The following is a 22,007-nucleotide window of genomic DNA, read 5'->3' as shown; positions in this document are numbered from 1 at the left end:
TGTTTTAAGATATATCTTGTGGCCATCATGAAGACACACAGAGAGATGAAAATGATGAACTTCCACCACAGACGCGGCCATGGCCGCGGGTGCGAACGCGGGACCGAACGTAACGGAGACCGCGAAGGTTTTGAGGGCGAAGGCTTCGGCCGTGATCGTGTCGGTCCGCGCGGTATGCGCGGTCGCGGCGGCTTCGGTATGGAGCGCGGCCCGTTCGGCCGTGATGGCGACGATTTCGGCGAGGGTTTTCCCGGCGGCCGTGGGCGTGGTCGTGGCGGCCGGGGTGAGGGCTTCGGCGGCGGTTTCGGCGGCTTTGGCCCCGGTGGCGGCCGCATGGGCGGCGGACGTCGTAAGCGTCTGTTCGATCAGGCCGAACTGCAGGTTCTGCTGCTGGCGCTGATCGTCGAGGCTCCGCGCCACGGCTATGAACTGATCCGCGAGATTGAAACGCTTTCGGGCGGTGACTATGCGCCCAGCCCGGGCGTGGTCTACCCCGCGCTCACTTATATGGAAGAAGCGGGGCTGATCGCGGCGCAGGCCGAGGGCGGCGCGCGCAAGTCCTATCAGGCGACCGAGGAAGGCCGCACGCAGGCGGAAACCGACGCAGAAAAGGCCGTGGAACTGAAGGCCCGCCTTTCGTTGCTGGCCGAAGCGCGTGACAAGGTCGATCCCGCTCCCGTCCGCCGCGCGATCCATGCGCTGAGAACCGCGATGCACGATCGCCTTTCCAAGGATGGCAGCAATCGCGAGGTGATCCTGCAGATCGCCGATGCGCTGGACGAAGCCACCCGCAAGATCGAAAGGATCGAAGGTTGAGCCACACGATCGCGGCTGAGGTCGCAACGCCGAACGGCGCAAAGTACGTGCTGCAGCTTTGCAAGCACTGGAGCCACAAGCTGGAAACCGTCGTGGAAGGGAACACCGGCACGGTGACTTTCCCCAAGGCGGTGGCGACGATGGCAGCCGATGACGAGGGCATTGCCATCGCCATCACTGGCGAGGATCGCGGCAATGTGGAGCAGCTGACCGACGTGGTCGCGCGCCATATCGACCGCTTCGCCTTTCGCGAGGCGCCGCTGGCCTATGACTGGCAGTGGCAGGAAACGGCGGCTCAGTGACCCGCTGATCCCGGTAAAGCATCGGCCCGCTCTCCATCCGGAGGGTGGGCCGATCTTGTTTTCCGTTCCGGGAACGCGCGGATTACGCGGCGCGCTTGCTTTGCAAAGGCGCGCGATCGATCGGCAGTGCTTCCTTGAAGGTGTTGGTGACGTAGGGGTAGGGGATCTCTATCCCTTCACCGTCAAGCGCGGCCTTGATCGCCTTGATCGCATCGCTTTTGGTAAGGCGCATGTCGCGCGGGCTGGAATCGGCCCACCACTGGATCAGGAAATCGATCGAACTGGAATTGAAGGACTGTGCCACCACCAGCACGGTCTTGCTGGAATCCACGCCCTCCACGCTCTTTACGGCGTCGCGAAGCAGGGTTTCCGCGCGGTCCAGATCGGCGTCGTAGGAAATGCCGACGACCAGTTCGTCGCGCCGTATCGGTTCGTCATTCAGGATGCGGACCGGGTTCTTGAACAGCATGGAGTTGGGCACGACGGTCAGTTCGCCGGTGAACTGGCGGATATGCGTTTCGCGTAGGGTGATGCGCTCCACCTTGCCCTGGATCTTGTTGCAGTCGATCGAATCGCCGATGTTCATCTTGTCGCGCAGCATGATCAGCACGCCGGCCAGGAAGTTCTCGAAGATGTCCTGAAACGCGAAGCCGATGGCCAGCGCGCCGACGCCAAGGCCGGCGAAAGCGCCAGCAGGCGTGAAGCTGGGCACGGCCACGGTCAGCGCGATCAGCGATCCGAAGATCCAGACCAACAAACGGACGAGTGTATCGAACAACTGCTTCAGATCGTTGCGGATGCTGGTGCGGCCGGTCAGTTTATCGGCGATGCGCACGGCAAAGCGGGCGACGGCCCAGGTGATGACCAGCACCATCAGCGCGATCACCAGACTGGGGAGGGCCTGCACGAAGCTATCGGCCATGCTTTCGAGCTGCCTTTGCAGGGTGTCGACGTACTTCACGGCGTAATATGTCCTTTTTCGACCCAGGGATTCAGAACGGGTTCCCGTTCCAGTGGTTCCCCGCATAGCTTCGCGCTTGCGAAATGCGGCAAATTCGCGTCATAGCGCGCGCATGACTGAACAAGCCCTGATCGAAGCCGCACGCGTGTCCAAGGCCTGGCCCTTCCAGGAGGCCCAGAAGCTGCTCAAGCGTTTCCCGAATGGTAAACCTGGTGGAGAGCCGGTGCTGTTCGAGACGGGTTACGGTCCCTCGGGCCTGCCGCATATCGGCACGTTCCAGGAAGTGCTGCGCACCACGCTGGTCCGCCGCGCCTACGAAGCGCTGACCGGCGGAGCGCCGACGCGCCTCGTCGCGTTTTCGGACGACATGGACGGTCTGCGCAAGGTGCCGGACAACATTCCGGGTGGCGAAGTGCTGGCCGCCAACCTCGGCAAGCCGCTCAGCCGCATTCCCGATCCTTTCGGCACGCACGAAAGCTTCGCGCATCACAACAACGCGATGCTGCGCGACTTCCTCGACCGTTTCGGCTTCGACTACGAATTCGTCTCGGCCAGCGATCGCTACAACTCGGGCGCATTCGATGCCGCGCTGACCCGTGTGCTGGAATGCAACCAGGGCATTCTGGACATCATGCTGCCGACGCTGCGCGAGGAGCGCCGCAAGACCTATTCGCCGATCCTGCCGGTCTCGCCCACCAGCGGCGTGGTGTTGCAGGTTCCGGTCGAAGTGATCGACCCGGCCACCGGCATGGTCCGCTTCACCGACGAGGACGGCTCGGTCGTCGAACAGTCGGTGTTCGGCGGCAAGGCCAAGCTGCAGTGGAAGGTCGACTGGGCGATGCGCTGGTATGCGCTGGGCGTCGACTACGAAATGTGTGGCAAGGATCTTACCGATTCGGTCACCCAGTCGGGCAAGATCGTGCAGGTGCTGGGCGGCCGGAAGCCGGAAGGGCTGATCTACGAGCTGTTCCTCGATGAGAACGGTGAGAAGATTTCGAAGTCCAAGGGCAACGGCCTCACCATCGAGCAGTGGCTGACGTACGGCACCGAGGAATCGCTGGGCTTCTACCTGTTCCGCGAGCCGAAGAGCGCCAAGCAGCTTCACGTCGGCGTGATCCCCAAGGCGGTTGACGAGTACTGGCAGTTCCGCGGCAATCTGGCCGATCAGGCGCTGGACAAGCAGCTTGGCAACCCCGTCTGGCATCTGCTGCGCGCCAGCGGCGAAGGTGAGGGCGCGGGCGATACCGTGCCGGTGACGTTCTCGCTGCTGCTCAACCTCGTCGGCGTGCTGGGCGCGGATGCCACGGCGGAGCAGGTCTGGTCCTACCTCGGCAACTATATCGAGGACGCCCGTCCCGAAGCGCACCCGGAACTGGGCGAGATGGTTCGCGCCGCGCTGGCCACCAACCGCGACTTCATTGCACCGACCCTGAAGCGCCGTGCGCCGACTGCCAATGAGGCGGAGGCGCTCAAGGTGCTGGATGCTCAGCTGGAAAAGGCCGGAGCCGGTGCCTCTGCCGAAGAACTGCAGAATGCCGTCTACGAAATCGGCAAGAACGAGGCCTATGGCTTCGAGACTCTGCGCGACTGGTTCAAGGCGCTTTACGAAACGCTGCTCGGTTCGCCGCAGGGCCCCCGCATGGGCAGCTTCATCGCCCTTTACGGCGTGCCCGAAACGCGCAAACTGATTGCCGAGGCCCTTTCGGCCGCTTGAGGTCGGAGTCTAGCCTGAATGCGTAAAAATCCGCGAACGCCCGAGGAACTTGCCGAAGAACTCCTCGGGCGCAAGCTGGACGAACTCGATCCCGAGGATCGCCGCGTGCTCGACCGCTTGGCGGCGGGCACGCTGGTCGGCCCGGATGCCGATGAACTGGCGGCGATGCACGCCTCCCATGCCGACCGCATTGCCGACAAGGTGGCGGCGGTGGGCGGCAGCTGGGGGTTCATCATCGCATTCGCGGTGGTGTTGTTCACGTGGATGCTGCTGAATTCCAGCGTGCTTCAGATGTTGGGCATCAAGCCCTTCGATGCCTATCCCTACATCTTTCTGAACCTGATGCTCTCTATGCTGGCGGCGATTCAGGCGCCGGTGATCATGATGAGCCAGAACCGCCAGTCGGACAAAGATCGCATCACCGCCCGCCACGATTACGAAGTGAACTTGCGCACGCAGCTGGAAATCATCCGGCTGCACCGGCGCTTCGATCACTTGTTCGAGTATCTGGAGACGCGGCAGGCGGTTGAAGACGGCGAGGAGTGCTGAGCGGCGCTCACTGCCAGTTGCGCGCGCGGTACCATTTGGTGAGCACGTATTTCACGCCGCGCTCCACCGGGCGCGCGGCGTGCAAGGTCCATGGATTGGGCGATCCATCCGGGCAGGCGTTGTTCCAGAGCAGCAGGGTGCCGGGCCGGGGGCGGACCCGCAGGCCCAGCTTGGTGAAGTCGGTATAGCCGCCTTCCTCCACGGCATTGAGGTAGATCATCGCCGTCCAGCTGCGCTGGCCGCCATTGCCGTCCTCATAGGGCCAGTATGCGGCGGCCGTGTCGAACCAGTCGCAATGCTCGTGATAGTATTCGCCGGTAAGGTAGCGCTGGCCTTGCGCGCATTCGCTGCGGGCAGCATCCAGCCCGGTAAGGCGGCTGAGCTGCCCTTCCAGCGCGCGCACCGTGGCATCGGCGGGGTCTATGTCCCCCGAATAGCTGGTGCGATAGCCGGCCCAGTCATCTTCCTCCACCAGACGGGACGGGCAGGCGACATCGTCGATCAGCCCGGTCAGGCAGCGGCAGGTTTCGGCGGCTATGAAGTTGTCTACGGTATAGATTTCGGCACCGTCCACCGGCGCGCGGTGGACCGATTGCAGGCGCGATAGGCGGCTGCGAACGTCGGCGCCGATCCGCGCAAGCGCCTCACTGTCCGGATGTCGTTCTCCCCGCATTGACGGGTAGACTAACCTAGCGGCGGGCAAGATCAATCCGCAGAGAGGATGCTGCGAAAATGCCTCCCGGAACCGCAGTTTCGGGAGGCATCAAGGCGTTACCAGAAGAAGTCGTAGATCACATCGACCACCTCGCCGGTGTAGACATCCACCAGCAGCACGTCGTCGTAATAGCGGACCCAGCGATAGGGACCGTAGACCGGCGGCAGGCGGTACATGCCCGGATCGTCCAGCCAGTAGGAACTGCCGTAGAACAGCGATCCCAGCGTGAAGCCGATGCTCACGCGGCTATAGGCGTAGCCGCGATAGGGCGAATAGTACGGCCGGCCGCGATAGACGTCTCGATGGCTGTTGCGATAGTCGCGCCAGTCATAGCGGCGATCCTGACGCCAGTTGTTGTTCCAGCGGCGGTCGTCGTTGCTCCAGCGCGAGCCATTGCCCTTCCACGAAGGATTGTTGCCCTGCCAGGACGGGCGGTTGCGATCCGGCGCGATATTGCCGGGGCGACCGGGGCCGCCCGGAGACGGGCGATCGGGGTTGTACCCGCCCTGCGGCGGTCGCCCGGGATTGTTCCCGCCTTGCGGGGGACGTCCGGGGTTATACCCGCCGGGACGATTGCCGTTCTGCGCCCAGTCGGGGCGACGATCGGGGCCGGAACCGGGGCCACGGTCGTTCGGGCCGCGGTTGTCCTGCTGCGGCGGACGTCCGGCCCAACTGGGGTTCTGAGGCGGACGCTGGTTGTCGTTGCCGCGATTGCCGTTCCAGTCGGGACGGTTCTGGGGGCGTGCCTGCTGAGGAGCCTGCGCCTGCGGCCGGGAGCCCGACCATGCATGCTCAGGCCGCGGCTGCGCTTGCGGCTGGCCCTGCGGCGCAGCTTGCGGACGGGCCTGCTGCTGCATCTGCGGGCGGAACTGCGCCTGCGGGGCGGGGCGCGGCTGGGGCGCGCTGCGGCCTTCGCGGCCGTTGACTTCCGGGCGCGTGTTGGAGCGCGGGCGATCGTCGGCCATGGCCGGGCTTGCCAGCGCCGTCAGCACCACCGCCATGGCACCTGCCGCACCGGCGCTCTTGAGGAACTTGGTCTTCAGTGTCGTACCCTTCGTAAACATTTCCGGTCTCCAAAACCGGACTTGCCGCACCCCTTCACGGCTTATCCTAAGGCTTTGGATATGCGAAGCGTGCTGTCGAATCCGTGAACCGGGCTGTTGCCATTCGTTCATAATATGAGTTTTCAAAATGAACAAAACCGCCGCCCGGAAAGCCGGACGGCGGTCTTTTTTGTCAGCTTTTTGTCAGCTAAATCGCTAAGTTCAGCGCGTCAGCTTCTTATAGGCAAGACGGGTCGGACGGTCGGCCGCATCGCCAAGGCGGCGGCGCTTGTCTTCTTCGTAAGCCTCGAAGTTGCCTTCGAACCATTCGACGTGGCTGTTGCCCTCGAACGCCAGGATGTGAGTCGCGAGGCGATCGAGGAAGAAGCGGTCGTGGCTGATGACCACGGCGCAGCCCGCGAAGTTCTCGATGGCTTCTTCCAGCGCGCCCAGCGTTTCGACGTCAAGGTCGTTGGTCGGTTCGTCGAGCAGGAGGACGTTGCCACCCTCCTTCAGCATCTTGGCCATGTGCACGCGGTTGCGCTCACCGCCCGAAAGCTTGCCGACGTTCTTCTGCTGGTCCGCACCCTTGAAGTTGAACGCGCCGACATAGGCGCGGGTCGACATGTCGTGGCCGTTGACCTTCATGTAATCGAGCCCGTCGGAGATTTCCTCCCAGACGTTCTTCTTGGGGTCCAGGTGATCGCGGCTCTGGTCCACGAAGCCCAGGTGCACGGTCGAACCGATGTCGATCGTACCCTCGTCCGGGGTTTCCTTGCCGGTGAGCATCTTGAACAGCGTGGACTTGCCGGCGCCGTTCGGGCCGATCACGCCGACGATGCCGCCCGGCGGCAGGATGAACGACAGGTCTTCGAACAGCAGCTTGTCGCCGAACGCCTTCGAGATGCCCTTCACCTCGATGACCTTGCCGCCCAGACGCTCAGGCACCTGGATGACGATCTGCGCCTTGCCGGGCTTGCGGCCGGCCTGTGCTTCCTGAAGCTGTTCGAACTTGCGGATACGCGCCTTCGACTTGGTCTGGCGGGCGGCGGGGGTCTGCCGCATCCACTCCAGCTCGTCCTTGAGCGCCTTCTGGCGGCCGGATTCCTCGCGGTCCTCCTGCTCCATGCGCTTGGCCTTCTTCTCGAGGTAGGTCGAGTAGTTGCCTTCGTAGGGGAAGTACTTTCCGCGGTCGAGTTCGAGGATCCAGTCCACCACGTGGTCGAGGAAGTAACGGTCGTGGGTGATCATCAGCACCGCGCCCGCGTATTCCTTCAGGTGGTTTTCCAGCCATTCGACGGATTCGGCGTCAAGGTGGTTGGTCGGTTCGTCGAGCAGCAGGATCGACGGCTTCTGGATCAGCAGGCGGGTAAGGGCCACGCGGCGCTTTTCACCGCCCGAAAGCTTGTCGACGGGCCAGTCGCCCGGCGGGCAGCGCAGCGCTTCCATCGCGATTTCAAGCTGGTTGTCGAGCGTCCAGCCATCGACCGCGTCGATCTTGTCCTGCAGCTCGCTCATCTCGGCGCCGAGAGCTTCGAAATCGGCGTCTTCCTCGCCCATTTCCATGCCGATCTGGTTGAAGCGATCGACCATGTCGGCGGTCGCACGCGCGCCGTCCTTGACGTTCTCGAGCACGGTCTTGGTCGGATCGAGTTCCGGTTCCTGCTCCAGGTAGCCGACGGAGATGTTCTCACCCGCCCAGGCTTCGCCGGTGAAATCGGTGTCGATACCGGCCATGATCTTGATCAGGGTCGACTTACCGGCGCCGTTCGGGCCGACGATGCCGATCTTGGCACCCTGATAGAACTGCAGGTTGATGTCGTTCAGCACCGGCTTCTGGGCGCCGGGGAAGGTCTTGGTCATGCTCTTCATGACGAAGGCGTATTGCGCGGCCATCGGATTCCTCTGGATGGAAAGTCTGTAAGATCGAAATGTCGGGTGTCTTGGGCGCCGCTCTACAGGCGCGCGCCCGCGTTGCCAAGGGCAGGGGCGGGGAACCGGCGCGTGCGGCGTCCCGCCTGACACGAAACCTCCAAGTCGGGCGCCGACCGGCATTTTTCAAGAGTGTGTTCGAACGGTTCGGGAAAGCTTTCCCAATTTTCACGACGGCCCCGTTGGCAGAACGAAAAAGCCGGGCTAGCCAGTTGAGATGCAACGCACATTCACCCGCGCGGCGCTTCTCGCCGCTTCCGCCGCCGCGCTTGTCGCTGCTCCCGCATTCGCAACGCCGACGGAAGGTTCGGGCGTGGCCTGGGACATCGTCGAGGGTCTGACGACCGAGATCGGCCCGCGTATCGCCGGGTCGGACGCGGAAGGCCGCGCACGGGTATGGGCCGATGCCAAGCTGAAGGCGCTGGGCTTCCAGAACGTGAAGGTGGAGCCGTTCACCACGCTCGCCTGGACGCGCGGTGAGGAGAAGGCGGTGCTGACCGCGCCGTATCATCAACCGCTGGCGATTGCGGCGCTGGGCATGTCGGTGCCGACGCCGGCGGGCGGTCTCAAGGCGGAACTGGTCTATTTCCCGACGCTGGCCGCCTTGCAGGCCGCGCCCGATGGCTCGCTGAAGGGCAAGATCGCCTTCGTAGACCACGCCATGCGTGCCGCGCAGGATGGTTCCGGCTACGGCCCCTATGGCGATGTGCGTCGCAAGGGACCGGCGCTGGCTTCGCAGAAGGGCGCCTCTGCCATCGTCATCCGCTCGGCGGGCACGGACAGCCACCGCAATCCGCACACCGGCGTGACCGTGTTCCCGAAGGGCATCACCGCGATCCCGGCTGGCGCCGTCTCCAACCCCGATGCCGATCTGATCGCGCGCGTTGCCAAGCGCGGACAGCCGATGAAGATCGACCTGACGCTGGCGGGCAAGCCGTTCCCCAACGCGCCTTCGGGTAACGTCATCGCCGAACTGCCGGGGCGCGATCCCTCGCTGCCTAAGATCGTGGTGGCCTGCCACCTCGATTCCTGGGACCTTGGGACCGGCGCCATCGACGATGCCTCGGGCTGTGCGATCGTGACTGCCGCCGCGCTTGCCGCGCAGAAGGACGGGCAGACGCTGCGCACGATCCGCGTGCTCTGGGCCGGTAACGAGGAAATGGGCCTGAGCAATGGCGGCAATGCGGCCTATGTGCGGATGCACGGGGCCGAGCCGCATGCGCTGGCAATGGAAAGCGACTTCGGCGCAGACAGGGTGTGGCAGGTGAAGTTCTCCGCCGCACAGCAGAATCAGGCCATGGTGGACAAGGTGAAAGCGGCGCTCTGGCCGATGGGCATCACCCCGCATGCCGGCGCGGCCGATGGCGGTGAGGACGTGTCCGGAATCATTCAGGCGCAGAATCTGGCGGTGATCGATCTGGGGCAGGACGGCACCCACTATTTCGACCTGCACCACACGCCCGACGATACGCTGGACAAGGTGGACCCGGCCGCGCTTCAGCAGAACGTCGATGCCTGGACGGCGGTGCTCAAGGTCGTCGCCAACGAGGCGGGCGAGATTGCCAAGGTTCCGGCCCACGGCGAATGACGCGCGCCATTTGAACGAAGGGAAAGGGCGGGCATTCCCGCCCTTTTTCGTGTCAGCCAGTCGTCGCGATCTGTTCCGCCACGGCAACAAGACGGCGGGCCTGATCGAGATGGAGCAGCTCGGTCATCTTGCCATCGACGCGGATCGCGCCCTTGCCCTGATTTTCGGGCAGGGCGAAAGCCTCGATCACGCTGTGAGCCCATGCCAGATCTGCCTCGCCGGGTGAGAACACCGCATTGCAAGGTTCGACTTGCGCGGGGTGGATCAGGCTCTTGCCGTCGAAACCGAACATCAGACCCTGACGCGCTTCCGCCTCGAAGGCATCGATATCGCGAAACTCGTTGCAGACGCCGTCGAGAATGGAAACGCCGTGCGCGCGGGCGGCAGCCACGGCCATGGAGAAAATCGGCAGGAACGGCGTGCGGCATGGCGTAAGCTGCGCGCGTATTTCCTTGGCGAGATCGTTGGTTCCCATGATCCAGAGCGAAAGCCGCGTCGTCTGCGCCATGGCGGCAATGGCGGGCAGGTTGCCCACGCTCGCACAGGTTTCGATCATGGCCCAAAGGCGCATGTGCGGCGGTGCGCCGGCCAGCGCTTCCTCATAGCGGGCGATGTCTGCGGCATCGTTGACCTTGGGCACCAGCACGGCATCGGCCGGCGAACCGGCAATCGCGGCAAGGTCCGCCGCGCCCCATTCGGTGTCCAGCCCGTTGGCGCGGATCACCACTTCGCGGTGGCCGAAACCGCCTTCCGAAACCGCCTTCACCGCCGCATCGCGTGCCGCATCCTTGCTTTCCGGCGAGACGGCATCCTCAAGGTCCAGGATCACGATGTCGCAGGGCAGGGTGCGCGCCTTGGCGATGGCCCGCTCATTCGACGCGGGCAGATAGAGCGCGCTGCGCCGGGGGCGATCTTTGGGGCGATCATTCGGGCGATCATTGTGGGTAGCGGTCATCCTGTCGGGCTCCTCGGCAGCGGACGGGTTCCTTGGCGTGAGGGGGCTGCTCCGGTCAAGCGGGAGCATTGCCCGTGGGCGATACCTTGGCGGGGTAATCACGGTTGCTTACCGGTGGTCCACCATATGAGGGTTATTACATTGGCCTAAAGTCCAGATGTAATCGATTGCCTGGGGGCGTATACTTGCCCTTGTCACCAGCGATCGCCTGCTGCCTTGGCGATCGGGACAAGGCGCGGAATTCCCCTTTCCGCGTATAAAATGACGACAAACGACCGGGTCGCAACTCGCCGCCCCGTACACGCGCCCATCATAAACCCTCGAGCGGCGCGGTTACGGGGCGGCAATTCTCCGAAAAAGGCAGTCAGTTCGTGGTGGCGAGGATACGGCCGAGCATCCTTTCGCTTTCGCTCCACAGCTTGGCGGCGGCGGCATCGTCCAGGGCCTGCGGCGCGGGCGTCTCTTCCGCCAGTTCATGAAAATAGCGGCCGCCCATGCCGCCCAGTTCCACCGCAGTCGCCAGCCAAACGATCGTGCGCGCGGGCTGTTCGGACGGCACGCTTTCGTTCGCGGCCATCCATGCCTGCATTTTCTTGTCGGCATGGATGGCGAAATTGGACGCGACGCGGCCCGGATGCATCGCCAGCGAGATCACGCCCCGGTTCCTCACGCGCCGATCCAGTTCGCGTGCGAACAGCAGGTTGGCCAGCTTGGCCTGACAATAGGCCGCGTTGGCGTCGAACGCGGTGTCCATGTTGAGATCGTACCACCGCATGCCCTGACAGGCTGCGTGCCCGGCCGAGGATACGGCGATGACGCGCACCAACCCCGGCGGGCATTCCCCCGCCGCGCGCTCCAGCAGCGGCATGAGTTCGCGCGTCAGCAGGAACGGGGCGAGGTGATTGGCAGCGAATGTCGCCTCCAGCCCTTCCGAGGTGCGATATTGCCCATCACGCACGCCACCGGCATTGTTGACGAGCACGTCGACGCGATCGGTCAGGTCCGCGATCTCACGCGCGATGCGAAGTACGTCACTCATCTCATTGAAATTCCCGCGAAGAAAGTCCACGCGGCCCCCATTTCTGGCAACAGCGGCGATCTGCCCGGCCGCATCCTCGCAGCGCGCCTCGTCGCGGCCGGTGCCGATCACATGCCAGCCCATGCCGATGAAAGCCTTCGCGCTTGCCAGACCGATGCCGGAACTGGTCCCGGTCAGGACGACGCATCGCTGGCGTTGTGGCGCTTGTATCGGTTCCGTGTTTCCGGACATTCCCGCTTCTCTCCCATTGTGTTCGTTTACCGTCAGCGCGGCTCCGCCCCTTTGAGGAACAGCCGAACCGCGAAATCTACGCGGGTGCGCACGTCCGCCTCGCTCAGCGCATTGCCGGAAACGAGGAAACGCACCGGGCCGCTGACCACCATGCTCATGAAGACATTGGCCGCCAGCGTCGGATCGTCCACGGCAAGCCGTCCGGCCTTGGTTTCATCGGCCAGGATGGCGGCCAGGAACTCGACCGTTGGCAGCGCGGCGATCTCGTAATACGTCTGGAAGATGTCCGGGAAGCGATAGGCCTCGGTATTGATGAGGCGCTGCATCTTCACGCCTTCCTCGGTGCCGGCCAGTTCGATGCGCAGCATGGCGATATTGATCAGAGTGGCTTGCAGGTCTTTCACCCTCGTCCCCTCTATCCGCGCGGGGCTGGCCGCGCGGCGTTCGGTCCCCCGGCGAAGCGCCGCGCGGAACAGCGCGGCTTTCTCCGGATAGCGCGCATAGACGGTGCGCTTGGTCATCGAGACTTCGGCGGCGATCCCCTCGATCGTGGTGGGCTCGTAACCCTTGTCCAGAAAGTTCTCGAACGCGCAGTCCAGCAATTGTTCGTGCCGCGCGCGCGCTTGTTCACGCGTGGGGCGCCCGGCGCGCGCGCTGGTTGGAAGGGAAGGGGTGTCGATAAGGTCGGCAGGCTCGCTCATCGAACCATAGGAACCGATCTCGCTTGCCCTGCCAAGAGAATCGTGAATAATGATACGCACAAGTTGCCATTAATCGAGTCGAGGCCCGGCGTCCAGTCGCGACCTTTGGCCGGCAGGATTTGGGAGAGAACGAATGGGTGAAGCCGCCGACAAGCTCATGGCGCTGGTCGCCGATCCGCAGCGCTTCAGTTTCAGCGCGGAGGAACTGCGCGAAACGCAGGTCGCCGCGCTCGACGAGCGTTTTCAGGAGCGCAAGGACCGTATCAAGCTGCTGAGCCTGCGTGCTCGCGATGCCGGGATCGAGAAGATCGAATCCGTCGCGGACATGGTGCCGCTGCTGTTCCCGCACACGGCCTACAAGTCGTATCCTGAGAGCTTCCTGATGGAAGAGCGGTGGGACAAGCTGACCAAGTGGCTCGGCACGATCTCGCCCTATCCGATCGACGGGCTGAACCTCGAAAACATCGAAGGTATAGACGACTGGATCGAGCGGCTTGCGGCGCTGGGCCACTTCATTTCCTGCTCCAGCGGCACCACCGGCAAGTCGGCCATGCTGATCGCCTCGCAGAAGGACATGGACTGGTCGAAGATCGATACGGTCAATGTCTTCGCCTGGGGGTCGGGCGTGGTTCCGGCGCAGGACCGGGTGATCGTGGGCTGTGCTCCGGTCGCCACGGTGCCCAAGAACGCCACCATCGCGCAGGCGCAGTATGAGGCATTTGCCGATCCTTCGGCGCCGCGCTGGCACTATCCGGTGCCGCCGATCACCGTGGGCTCGCTCACCTCTATGGTGGTCATGCGCAAGAAGATCGCCGAGGGCACTGCCCGTCCCGATGAGATCGCCGCTTTCGAGGAAACCTCCGCCGCGCGTGCCAAGGCCGTGGCCGATGCGATCCCGGCGACGGCGCAGTTCATCATCGAGAACCGCCATCGCAAGCTTCAGCTTTCGGGCCTGTGGAGCGGGTTGTGGCAGGTGGCCAAGGCGGTGCGCGATGCCGGGTATGGCCGCGCCGATTTCGATCCGGACAACTCGATCTATGTCGGCGGCGGGCTGAAGCGTGCGCAACTTCCTGAGGATTATCAGGAATATGTGTTCGATACCTTCAACATCCCGGAAGATCGCCACTTCCAGAATTATTCGATGCAAGAACTGAATTCGGGCATGCCCAAGTGCCGCGAGGGCGGGCGCTATCACGTGCCGCCGTGGATCGTGCCGGTGCTGCTCGACAAGTCGGGCGACAACGCTTTGGACCACACTTCAGGTGAAATGGAAGGTCGCGCCGCTTTCTTCGATCTCTCGCTCGACGGGCGTTGGGGCGGGGTGATTACCGGTGACCGGATTTCGCTCGATTACAGCCCCTGCAAGTGCGGAAACCACGGCCCTTCGATCCGTGACAACATCGTCCGCTATGCGGATCTGGAAGGTGACGACAAGATCGGCTGTGCCGGCACGGTCGACGCTTATGTGCGAGGTGTAGCATGAACTCTATAACGCAACATGCTGAAACAGAAGAACTTGTTTCGGCACCGTTCTTCCTGCGTGGAGAGGTGCTACATGGTACCGACGTGATCCAGACGTCGCGTGACCTTGGCGTGACCTTCGCGACACCTAAAATACCTTTCGATCGCGCGGTGCCGCCGCGCACCGAAGTGCCGCCGCTGCTCAACGTGCCGCTGGCGGAGATCATCGATTTCCTCGTCGAAACCGGCCAGCGTCTCGTCGCCTCCGACAACGACCATATGCAGGAATGCATCGAACGGATGTGCCGCACGCACATCCTGCCGCGCGCCGTTGTCGAGAATACCGCGCGCCATGCCGCCGCCTATCTCGACAAGCGCGTGCTCATGGCGGAAGTGGAGCAGAATTTCCCCGATCCCCGCGCGCTCGACGAATGGGTGCCGAAGCAGGATTTCACCGGCCGCAGGAGCTTCGTGCGCGCTTTTGCTCCGCGCCTGATCCACGTATTGCCGGGCAATTCGCCGGGCGTGGCCGTGAAGTCGGTGGCGCAGGGTTCGATGGTGAAGGGCGTGAACCTGTTCAAGATGAGCAGCGCGGATCCCTTCACCATGGTCGCGATCCTGCGGACCATGGCGGATATCGACGCGAACCACCCGATCGTGCGTTCGATGTCGGCCGTGTACTGGCGCGGCGGCGACGATGCGACCGAGCGCGTGCTCTATCGCCCGCAGTATTTCGACAAGATCGTCGCCTGGGGCGGCGGAGACGCTATCAACAATGTTATCAAGTATTTGGGGCCAGGTTTTCAGCTGGTTTCCTTCGATCCCAAGACCTCAATCTCGATGGTCGGGCGCGAGGGGCTGGTGGACGAGGATACCGTCGATCGCGTGGCGGACCTTTGCTCCGCTGACGTCATGACGCTGAACCAGGAGGCCTGCGTCGCCAGTCGCTTCCAGTTCGTGGAAGGCAGCGAGGAAGAAGTGGACCGTTTCTGCGCGCGGCTGCACCACCACATCGCCCGCCGCGCGGCCGAAAGCGGGGACTTCCGCCCGCTCGACCGCGACATGCGGGAGGCGGTCGATACGATGAAGCTGATGGACGACGACTACGGCGTCTGGGGGCGGACCGACGGCAAGGGGCTTGTCATCCGCTCCGACGAGCCGGTCGATTTCCATCCGATCAACAAGACGGCCAATGTCGTACGCGTGGATAGCCTCGACGAAGCCGTGAAGTGGATCAATGTCGCCACCCAGACGGTGGGCTTCTATCCATTCGACCGCATGGCCGATTATCGTGATCGGCTGGCGGCGGGCGGTGCCCAGCGCGTGGTCCATCTGGGCGAGGCGGGGCCGTCAACCATCGGCAATCCGCACGATGCGATGTACCCGCTCCACCGCTTCGTTCACTGGATGGCGCACGAAGACGGCAAGGCGCCCGCCTGAGATAATTGGCGCGGGAATTGCCGGGGCGATACCCGCACCATGCCTGATGGCCCACCGCCACGATCCTGCTATTCACGCTGAAAATGCGTGAATAGCAGGAAAGGGAGATCGGCAATGAAGGGCGCAAAGCTGGCAGCGAGTATCTGCGGAGTGATCGCAATCGCGGCTGGGGCCGCGGGCATGGCCATAGGCCAAGCGCAAGTCGCGGCACCCGTACCCGCTCAAGGGCAGGCACCCGCTTCCGCTTCCCTGCCTGATGCCGCCAAGGCGGCCATGGCGGAGATCATGCGCCACGGCAGCTATCTCCCGCGCGGCGGCGCGCCGAACAGCCTGCTCTACAACCCGGCACCGCCTGCGCCCGGCTCCGCAGCCAAGGCGCGTGACGAGGAGGCCGCGAAGGCCGCCATCGCCATGCAGGGAACGCCGCGCTGGGAACAGGCGAAGATCGATGCCGATCTCTTCACGCCGAAAGTCACCGACACATTCTCCTGCGCCGCCGGCTTCCGCATCGGTGCCGACACCACGCCCAAGGTTCAGACGCTGCTGCTCAAGGCGATGATGGACTTCGGGCTTGCCAGCTATCCAACCAAGAACCGTTACCAGCGCGCGCGTCCGTTCATGGAGAACGGCAAGGCGACCTGCACGCCCGATCAGGAGGCGATCCTGCGCAAGGACGGGTCCTACCCATCCGGCCACAGCGCCATCGGCTTTGGCATGGGGCTGATCCTTGCCGATCTCGTGCCCGATCGTGCCGGCGAACTGGTTGCGCGCGGCCGTGCCTTCGGGGAGAGCCGCAGGATCTGCAACGTCCACTGGTTGAGCGATATCGAGGAAGGGCGGATCGTTGCCGCCACCGTCTTCGCCCGTCTCAATGCGGAACCGGCCTTTGCTGCCGATGTTGCTGCCGCGCGTGCGGAACTGGCGGAAAAGCGTGCTTCTCTGCCCGTGCCGGACTGCGCGCGAGAAAACGCGGCACTGGCGATGTGATCGTACCGGCGAAACCTGCACGCGCCCGCATCGTCGGCCCTATGCCGGTGCGCGGGCGCGCGATAGGCAACGGACAAAGATATTCGTAAAGGATCGAGAAAGACCATGGCCGTTGAAATCCTGCTCCCCAAGATCGGCTTCTCCATGCAGGAGGGACAGATCGCAGAGTGGCTCGCCAACGATGGGGACCAGGTTGCCGAAGGCCAGCCGCTGTTCTCTCTGGAAGCCGACAAGTCCACCAACGAGGTTGAGGCGCCTGCTTCCGGCACGCTCAAGATCGTTGCCGCCATCGGCGAGACTTACGAGGTCGGAACCGTCCTCGGCTACATCGAGTAAGCTGCGGTAAATTCATCCGATAATCGGAACAGGGAAGGGGGCTGGACAGGTTCCCTTCCGAGGTTCAGATTGCGCGCCATGCGCAAGACTCTTCCCGCCGTCGCCGCCGTTCTGGCCCTCGCTTTCTCCGCTGGTGCGGCCGATGCGGCGCTGCCGGTCGGTGCCAAGGCTCCCGCCTTTTCGACGCAGGGCGCGAAGGGCGGCAAGGTCATGTCGTTCGATCTCAAGGCGGCGCTGAAGAAGGGGCCGGTCGTCCTCTACTTCTACCCCAAGGCCTTCACGCAGGGCTGCACGCTGGAAGCGCACGCCTTCGCTGATGCGACCGAGGATTTCGCCAAGCTGGGCGCGACCGTGGTCGGCATGTCGAACGACGATCTGCCCACGCTCCAGAAATTCTCGACCGAGGCTTGCCGGGACAAGTTCGCGGTGGCCGTCGCCACGCCGGCGGTGATCAAGGCCTATGACGTCGCGCTGAAGCGCGAAGGCGCGCCGGCGGGCATGACCGATCGCACCAGCTATGTGATCGCGCAGGACGGCAAGATCGTGATGGTCCATTCCGACCTCGACTACCGCGACCATGTGAAGCTGACGCTTGAGGCGGTTAAGAAGCTGAAGGGCTGAGAGAGCCCTTCACGGCACTTGAACAGTACCCCCATCAGCGGGTAATAGCGCCGCTTTCCCGTGTCGTGCGCCGGTATCCGGCGTCGCGCGTGCTTTACTTACGTCGCCACTGCGCTATGCGCGGCGCTCGTTTCTTGGGAGTTTCAAGTCATGCGTGCCGAAGGGCAGGCCCACATTGCGCGTATCGAGAAGGCCCTCGCGCTGGTCCGCAAGTTCCTCGATTGGGACCGCGCCCTGCGCCGGTTCGACGAGCTGAACGCGCGCGTCGAAGATCCCACCCTGTGGGACAAGCCCAAGGAAGCCGAAGCGGTGATGAAGGAACGTCGCCGTCTTGAAGCCTCGATCGGCGCGGTGAACGAGATCAGCCGCGAGATGCGGGACGCCATCGAGTTCGTCGAACTGGGCGAGATGGAAGGCGACGAGGATACCATCAACGAAGGTATCGCGGCCCTGGCGGCATTGGCCGAGCGTGCCGATCACGACAAGGTGACCGCACTGCTTTCGGGCGAGGCCGACGCCAACGATACCTACCTTGAAGTTCACGCCGGTGCCGGCGGTACCGAGAGCCAGGACTGGGCCGAGATGCTCCAGCGCATGTATACGCGCTGGGCGGAGCGTCATGGCTACAAGGTGGAACTGGTGGACTATCACGCCGGTGAAGCCGCGGGCATCAAGAGCTGCACGCTGCTGATCAAGGGCGAGAACGCCTATGGCTATGCCAAGACCGAGAGCGGCGTCCACCGCCTGGTCCGCATCAGCCCCTATGACAGCTCGGCGCGCCGCCACACCAGCTTCTCGTCGGTCTGGGTATACCCGGTGATCGACGACAGCTTCGAGATCGACATCAATCCGGCCGACCTGAAGATCGATACCTATCGCGCGTCGGGTGCGGGTGGTCAGCACGTTAACACCACGGACTCGGCGGTGCGTATTACCCACGCGCCTTCGGGCATCGTCGTGGCGAGCCAGATCGACCGTTCGCAGCACAAGAACCGCGAAATCGCCATGGGCATGCTGAAGGCGCGCCTGTTCGAGGAAGAAATGCGCAAGCGCGAGGAAGCGGCGAGCGCGGAACATGCCTCGAAGAGCGATATCGGCTGGGGCCACCAGATCCGTTCCTACGTTCTCCAGCCCTATCAGCAGGTGAAGGACCTGCGCACCGGCGTGGTTTCCACCGCGCCGGGTGACGTGCTCGACGGCGCGCTCGACCCCTTCATGGCCGCCGCGCTTTCCCAGCGCGTGACGGGTGAAAAGGTCGAAGTCGAAGACGTCGACTGATCCGTAGCGGGACAGGCCCGGCGCTTGCGGCAGACTGTTTTGCCAAGCGCGGGCCGAACCGCTAAAGGGCCGCATGCGTTTGCCCCGTTCCCCTTTCGGACGAACCGCTTCGCTGGCATTTTTGCTGGCGCTGGCGGCGTGCCACCAGAAGGCGCCTGATGATGGGCGGCCGGAGACGGCGCGCGCCTTTCCGGTAGCGGACCGGCCGGTCTCCAAGGCCAGCGACAGTGATTTCGGCAGCGAAATCCAGCGCGATTCCTTGCACGAAGCCGAAGTCGTGATGGATCTTGCCCGCATCGCGCCGGGCATGACCGTCGCCGATATCGGCGCGGGTGAGGGGTATTACACGGTCCGCCTTGCCAAGCGGGTGGGCGCCAAGGGCAGGGTGCTGGCCGAGGATATCGACCACGCCGCCAACGAACGCCTGGGTCAGCGCGTGCTGCGCGAACAGCTCGATAATGTGTCCATCAAGCTGGGCAAGATCGATGATCCCAGTCTGCCGGAAAACAGTTTCGATCGTATCTTCCTCGTCCACGTCTATCACGAAGTGAGCGAGCCATATGCCTTCCTCTGGCGGCTGTGGCCGGCGCTGCGGCCCGGCGGCAAGGTCGTGGTGGTGGAGGCAGATCGGTCGAGCGACAGGCATGGCATCCCGCCACAGCTGCTTTTCTGCGAATTTGGCGCAGTGGGCTTCCGCTTGACGGAATTTGTCCGTAAGCCGGAGCTTCAAGGCTATCTCGCACAGTTCGAAGCCACCGGGGAGCGGCCCGATCCGGCCAGTATCGTGCCGTGTCGACTATCCGGCAAATCCACGACGCAAAACAGGTGAGCGTCAGTCACACAGGGCGTATAAGGCAGGTCTGATCGACCCGCCGCGCCGGGGGAAAGTTGAAAGAGAAGATGGGTTTCAAGGGTCTCAAGCCGATTGTCTATGGTGGACGCGAAGTCTGGCCGCTCGTTGAGGGCGGCAAGGGCGTTGCCGCGACCAACCACATGAGCTCGGGCGCCTGGGCGGCGGCTGGCGGCATCGGCACCGTCAGTGCCGTCAATGCGGACAGCTATGATGCGGAAGGCAAGATCGTCCCCCAGATCTACCGCGCGCTCACCCGCAAGGAACGCCACCAGGAACTGATCGACTATGCCATCGACGGCGCGGTCGAGCAGGTGCGCCGTGCGTATGAGATCTCGAACGGCAACGGCGCGATCAATATCAACGTGCTGTGGGAAATGGGCGGCGCGCAGGCCGTGCTGGAAGGCGTGCTGGAAAAGACCAAGGGTATGGTCGCCGGCGTTACCTGCGGCGCGGGCATGCCCTACAAGCTGTCCGAGATCGCGGCCCGCTTCAACGTCAACTACCTGCCGATCGTCAGCTCCGCCCGCGCGTTCCGCGCGCTTTGGAAGCGTGCGTATCACAAGGTTTCGGACCTGATGGCCGCGGTGGTCTATGAAGACCCCTGGCTGGCCGGTGGCCACAATGGCCTGTCGAACGCCGAAGATCCGCTGAAGCCGGAAGATCCGTACCCCCGCGTGAAGGCCCTGCGCGAAACCATGCGCGCCGAAGGCATTTCGGACGCGGTGCCGATCGTCATGGCGGGCGGCGTGTGGTTCCTGCGCGATTGGGAAAACTGGATCGACAATCCGGAGCTCGGATCGATCGCTTTCCAGTACGGCACGCGTCCGCTGCTGACCAAGGAAAGCCCGATCCCGATGGAGTGGAAGGAGCATCTGCGCACGCTGGAGCCCGGCGATGTGCTGCTTCACCGCTTCTCGCCGACCGGTTTCTACTCCTCGGCCGTGCGAAATCCGTTCCTGCGCAATCTAGAAGCGCGTTCGGAGCGTCAGATTCCCTACTCGAAGGTCGAAGCGGGTGAGCACACCGTGCGTCTCGACGTCGGCGTGAAAGGCAAGAACTTCTGGGTTGCCCCGAAGGATCTGGACCGTGCGCGTTCGTGGTCGGCACAGGGCTTCACCGATGGCCTGCGCACGCCGGACGACACGATCATCTTCGTGAACCCGGCCGAGCGTGACGAGATCCGTCAGGATCAGGCCGATTGCATGGGCTGCCTGTCGCACTGCGGTTTCTCGTCGTGGAAGGACCATGACGATTACACCACCGGCCGCCTTGCCGATCCGCGCAGCTTCTGCATCCAGAAGACGCTTCAGGACATCGCCCATGGCGGTCCGGTCGATCAGAACCTGATGTTCGCCGGCCACGCCGCGTACAAGTTCAAGCAGGACCCGTTCTATTCGAACGGCTTCACGCCCACCGTGAAGGAACTGGTCGACCGCATCCTGACGGGCGACTGATTTTCGGACCAGCACTGCAGGCAGATGCGAAAAGGGCGGCCATCGGGCCGCCCTTTTTTCATGTCCGCTGACGTGGCCGAGTTCAGCCGGTGATGCCGGTTCGGCTGTGATTGGCGCGGCAGATGCGATCGCGCCCCGCGCGTTTGGCATCATAGAGCGCCTGATCGGCCAGGTGGATGGCGTCTTCGATGTCGCCGCCATCCCAGCGGCAAAGCCCGGCCGAGAACGTGATCTGGCGGCCATCGACGTCGCCGATGGGATCCTGGCGCATTTGCGTGGCGATCCGGGAGAGGATCCAGTCGGCCTCTTCCTCAAGACTGTCGCGGAACAGGATCGCGAATTCCTCACCGCCCCAGCGTGCGACCGCGTCCACGCGGCGGATCTGGGCAGATAGGCGATCGGCAAAGGCGCAGAGCACACGGTCGCCCTGATCGTGGCCCAGGCGGTCGTTCACCTGCTTGAAGAAGTCGATGTCGACGATAGCGACGCAGCCTTTGCGCTGGTCGGGCGCGAGGGCTGCCAACTGGTCGAGGAAGCCGCGGCGATTGGCAATGCCGGTCAGCGGATCTTCAAGCGCCGCGATGCTCAGGTCTTTCATCTGCGTGCTGGCGACCGTGGCAGCGCGGTGGACGCCGGCATAGAGCGTCTGGATCACATCGCCCACTTCAGTAAGCGGGGCAGGCTCTTCCTCGTTGCTGAGCGCGGCTGCCAATGCGTGGATCGGATTAAGCAGCGCGCCGATGCCGAACAGGGCCAACGCGGTGCCGGTGACGGTCGCCAGCGTGAGCAGCACGAATTCGGCAAGGGCGATGCGCCCGGTCGAAAATCCCCAGATGCAGTAACCGATCAACGGCAGATGAGTGGCGACGAAGCAGAGGGTGAAAAGCCTCAGTCGCAGGGAGCGGGGAAAGATGAATGAGGTTGCAAGGTAGAACTGCATAGGCACCCGATATTGCTACGTTTTTCGGGGTAGATTGACAGCAGTTCTAAATGAAACCCCAAAAAACACGGTTAAGCCATGATTGCCAGAC

At 63.7% G+C, this 22,007-nt stretch carries 21 protein-coding genes; 13 read left to right on the top strand and 8 right to left on the bottom strand.

Annotated features, from left to right (window positions below; translation table 11 throughout):
- Positions 1-45: 45 nt before the first annotated feature.
- Both ACZ1JV_RS19495 and ACZ1JV_RS19490 read left to right on the top strand, forming a co-directional pair.
- The gene (locus ACZ1JV_RS19495; protein ID WP_465150143.1) at positions 46-816 is read left to right on the top strand and encodes a PadR family transcriptional regulator; all 771 of its coding nucleotides are present in this window, start codon (positions 46-48) and stop codon (positions 814-816) included.
- A complete protein-coding gene (locus tag ACZ1JV_RS19490; protein ID WP_465150142.1) occupies positions 813-1,118 on the top strand; it encodes a DUF2218 domain-containing protein in 306 nt (101 codons plus the stop codon). Before ACZ1JV_RS19495 ends, ACZ1JV_RS19490 begins: the two co-directional genes overlap by 4 nt.
- Before the next feature lie 82 nt (positions 1,119-1,200).
- Here ACZ1JV_RS19490 and ACZ1JV_RS19485 read toward each other — a convergent pair whose 3' ends face one another.
- A complete protein-coding gene (locus tag ACZ1JV_RS19485; protein ID WP_465150141.1) occupies positions 1,201-2,079 on the bottom strand; it encodes a mechanosensitive ion channel family protein in 879 nt (292 codons plus the stop codon).
- 112 nt (positions 2,080-2,191) lie between these two features.
- Between ACZ1JV_RS19485 and ACZ1JV_RS19480 the strand changes: the two genes are divergently transcribed.
- Positions 2,192-3,793: a lysine--tRNA ligase gene (locus tag ACZ1JV_RS19480; RefSeq protein WP_465150140.1), complete on the top strand. Its 1,602-nt coding sequence runs from the start codon at positions 2,192-2,194 to the stop codon at positions 3,791-3,793.
- Positions 3,794-3,811: 18 nt separating this feature from the next.
- Positions 3,812-4,342 carry a DUF1003 domain-containing protein gene (locus tag ACZ1JV_RS19475; protein WP_465135396.1) on the top strand — a complete coding sequence of 177 codons (531 nt, stop codon included), beginning with the start codon at positions 3,812-3,814 and terminating at the stop codon, positions 4,340-4,342.
- Between the two features lie 7 nt (positions 4,343-4,349).
- Here ACZ1JV_RS19475 and ACZ1JV_RS19470 read toward each other — a convergent pair whose 3' ends face one another.
- The 3 genes from ACZ1JV_RS19470 to ettA form a co-directional block, all read right to left on the bottom strand.
- Complete coding sequence (locus ACZ1JV_RS19470) at positions 4,350-5,015, bottom strand: prolyl hydroxylase family protein (RefSeq protein WP_465150139.1); 666 nt, start codon at positions 5,013-5,015, stop codon at positions 4,350-4,352.
- Positions 5,016-5,113: 98 nt separating this feature from the next.
- Positions 5,114-6,121 carry an RcnB family protein gene (locus ACZ1JV_RS19465; protein ID WP_465135394.1) on the bottom strand — a complete coding sequence of 336 codons (1,008 nt, stop codon included), beginning with the start codon at positions 6,119-6,121 and terminating at the stop codon, positions 5,114-5,116.
- 201 nt (positions 6,122-6,322) lie between these two features.
- Positions 6,323-7,996: an energy-dependent translational throttle protein EttA gene (gene ettA, locus ACZ1JV_RS19460; RefSeq protein WP_465135393.1), complete on the bottom strand. Its 1,674-nt coding sequence runs from the start codon at positions 7,994-7,996 to the stop codon at positions 6,323-6,325.
- Positions 7,997-8,249: 253 nt separating this feature from the next.
- Here ettA and ACZ1JV_RS19455 point away from each other — a divergent pair, with 253 nt between their 5' ends.
- A complete protein-coding gene (locus ACZ1JV_RS19455) occupies positions 8,250-9,620 on the top strand; it encodes a M28 family peptidase (protein WP_465150138.1) in 1,371 nt (456 codons plus the stop codon).
- Between the two features lie 52 nt (positions 9,621-9,672).
- Here the strand turns inward: ACZ1JV_RS19455 and ACZ1JV_RS19450 are convergent, their stop codons facing one another.
- The 3 genes from ACZ1JV_RS19450 to ACZ1JV_RS19440 form a co-directional block, all read right to left on the bottom strand.
- Positions 9,673-10,575: an HpcH/HpaI aldolase/citrate lyase family protein gene (locus ACZ1JV_RS19450; RefSeq protein WP_465150137.1), complete on the bottom strand. Its 903-nt coding sequence runs from the start codon at positions 10,573-10,575 to the stop codon at positions 9,673-9,675.
- Positions 10,576-10,939: 364 nt separating this feature from the next.
- Positions 10,940-11,845, bottom strand: coding sequence for an SDR family NAD(P)-dependent oxidoreductase (locus ACZ1JV_RS19445; RefSeq protein WP_465150136.1), 906 nt, complete (start codon positions 11,843-11,845; stop codon positions 10,940-10,942).
- A gap of 32 nt (positions 11,846-11,877) precedes the next feature.
- Positions 11,878-12,546: a TetR/AcrR family transcriptional regulator gene (locus ACZ1JV_RS19440; RefSeq protein WP_465150135.1), complete on the bottom strand. Its 669-nt coding sequence runs from the start codon at positions 12,544-12,546 to the stop codon at positions 11,878-11,880.
- Positions 12,547-12,679: 133 nt separating this feature from the next.
- Here ACZ1JV_RS19440 and ACZ1JV_RS19435 point away from each other — a divergent pair, with 133 nt between their 5' ends.
- The 8 genes from ACZ1JV_RS19435 (at position 12,680) to ACZ1JV_RS19400 (ending at position 20,976) form a co-directional block, all read left to right on the top strand.
- The gene (locus tag ACZ1JV_RS19435; protein ID WP_465150134.1) at positions 12,680-14,029 is read left to right on the top strand and encodes a hypothetical protein; all 1,350 of its coding nucleotides are present in this window, start codon (positions 12,680-12,682) and stop codon (positions 14,027-14,029) included.
- Entirely contained in the window at positions 14,026-15,447 is a 1,422-nt protein-coding gene (locus tag ACZ1JV_RS19430) for an acyl-CoA reductase (protein ID WP_465150133.1), read from the top strand. Before ACZ1JV_RS19435 ends, ACZ1JV_RS19430 begins: the two co-directional genes overlap by 4 nt.
- 114 nt (positions 15,448-15,561) lie before the next feature.
- Complete coding sequence (locus ACZ1JV_RS19425) at positions 15,562-16,434, top strand: acid phosphatase (RefSeq protein ID WP_465150132.1); 873 nt, start codon at positions 15,562-15,564, stop codon at positions 16,432-16,434.
- A 105-nt stretch (positions 16,435-16,539) separates the two neighbouring features.
- Positions 16,540-16,770 carry a biotin/lipoyl-containing protein gene (locus ACZ1JV_RS19420; protein WP_395394710.1) on the top strand — a complete coding sequence of 77 codons (231 nt, stop codon included), beginning with the start codon at positions 16,540-16,542 and terminating at the stop codon, positions 16,768-16,770.
- A 78-nt stretch (positions 16,771-16,848) separates the two neighbouring features.
- Positions 16,849-17,391, top strand: coding sequence for a peroxiredoxin (locus ACZ1JV_RS19415; RefSeq protein ID WP_465150131.1), 543 nt, complete (start codon positions 16,849-16,851; stop codon positions 17,389-17,391).
- 150 nt (positions 17,392-17,541) lie between these two features.
- A complete protein-coding gene (prfB, locus tag ACZ1JV_RS19410; protein WP_465150130.1) occupies positions 17,542-18,669 on the top strand; it encodes a peptide chain release factor 2 in 1,128 nt (375 codons plus the stop codon).
- Between the two features lie 73 nt (positions 18,670-18,742).
- The gene (locus ACZ1JV_RS19405; RefSeq protein ID WP_465150129.1) at positions 18,743-19,498 is read left to right on the top strand and encodes a class I SAM-dependent methyltransferase; all 756 of its coding nucleotides are present in this window, start codon (positions 18,743-18,745) and stop codon (positions 19,496-19,498) included.
- 71 nt (positions 19,499-19,569) lie between these two features.
- A complete protein-coding gene (locus ACZ1JV_RS19400) occupies positions 19,570-20,976 on the top strand; it encodes an NAD(P)H-dependent flavin oxidoreductase (protein ID WP_465135382.1) in 1,407 nt (468 codons plus the stop codon).
- Positions 20,977-21,058: 82 nt separating this feature from the next.
- Here the strand turns inward: ACZ1JV_RS19400 and ACZ1JV_RS19395 are convergent, their stop codons facing one another.
- Entirely contained in the window at positions 21,059-21,916 is an 858-nt protein-coding gene (locus ACZ1JV_RS19395) for a GGDEF domain-containing protein (protein ID WP_465150128.1), read from the bottom strand.
- Positions 21,917-22,007 lie beyond the last annotated feature (91 nt).

This window comes from Novosphingobium sp. BL-S-19 (assembly GCF_055521675.1).
Note: the sequence above shows the minus strand (reverse complement) of the source record. Positions and strands in the feature narration are given on the sequence as shown.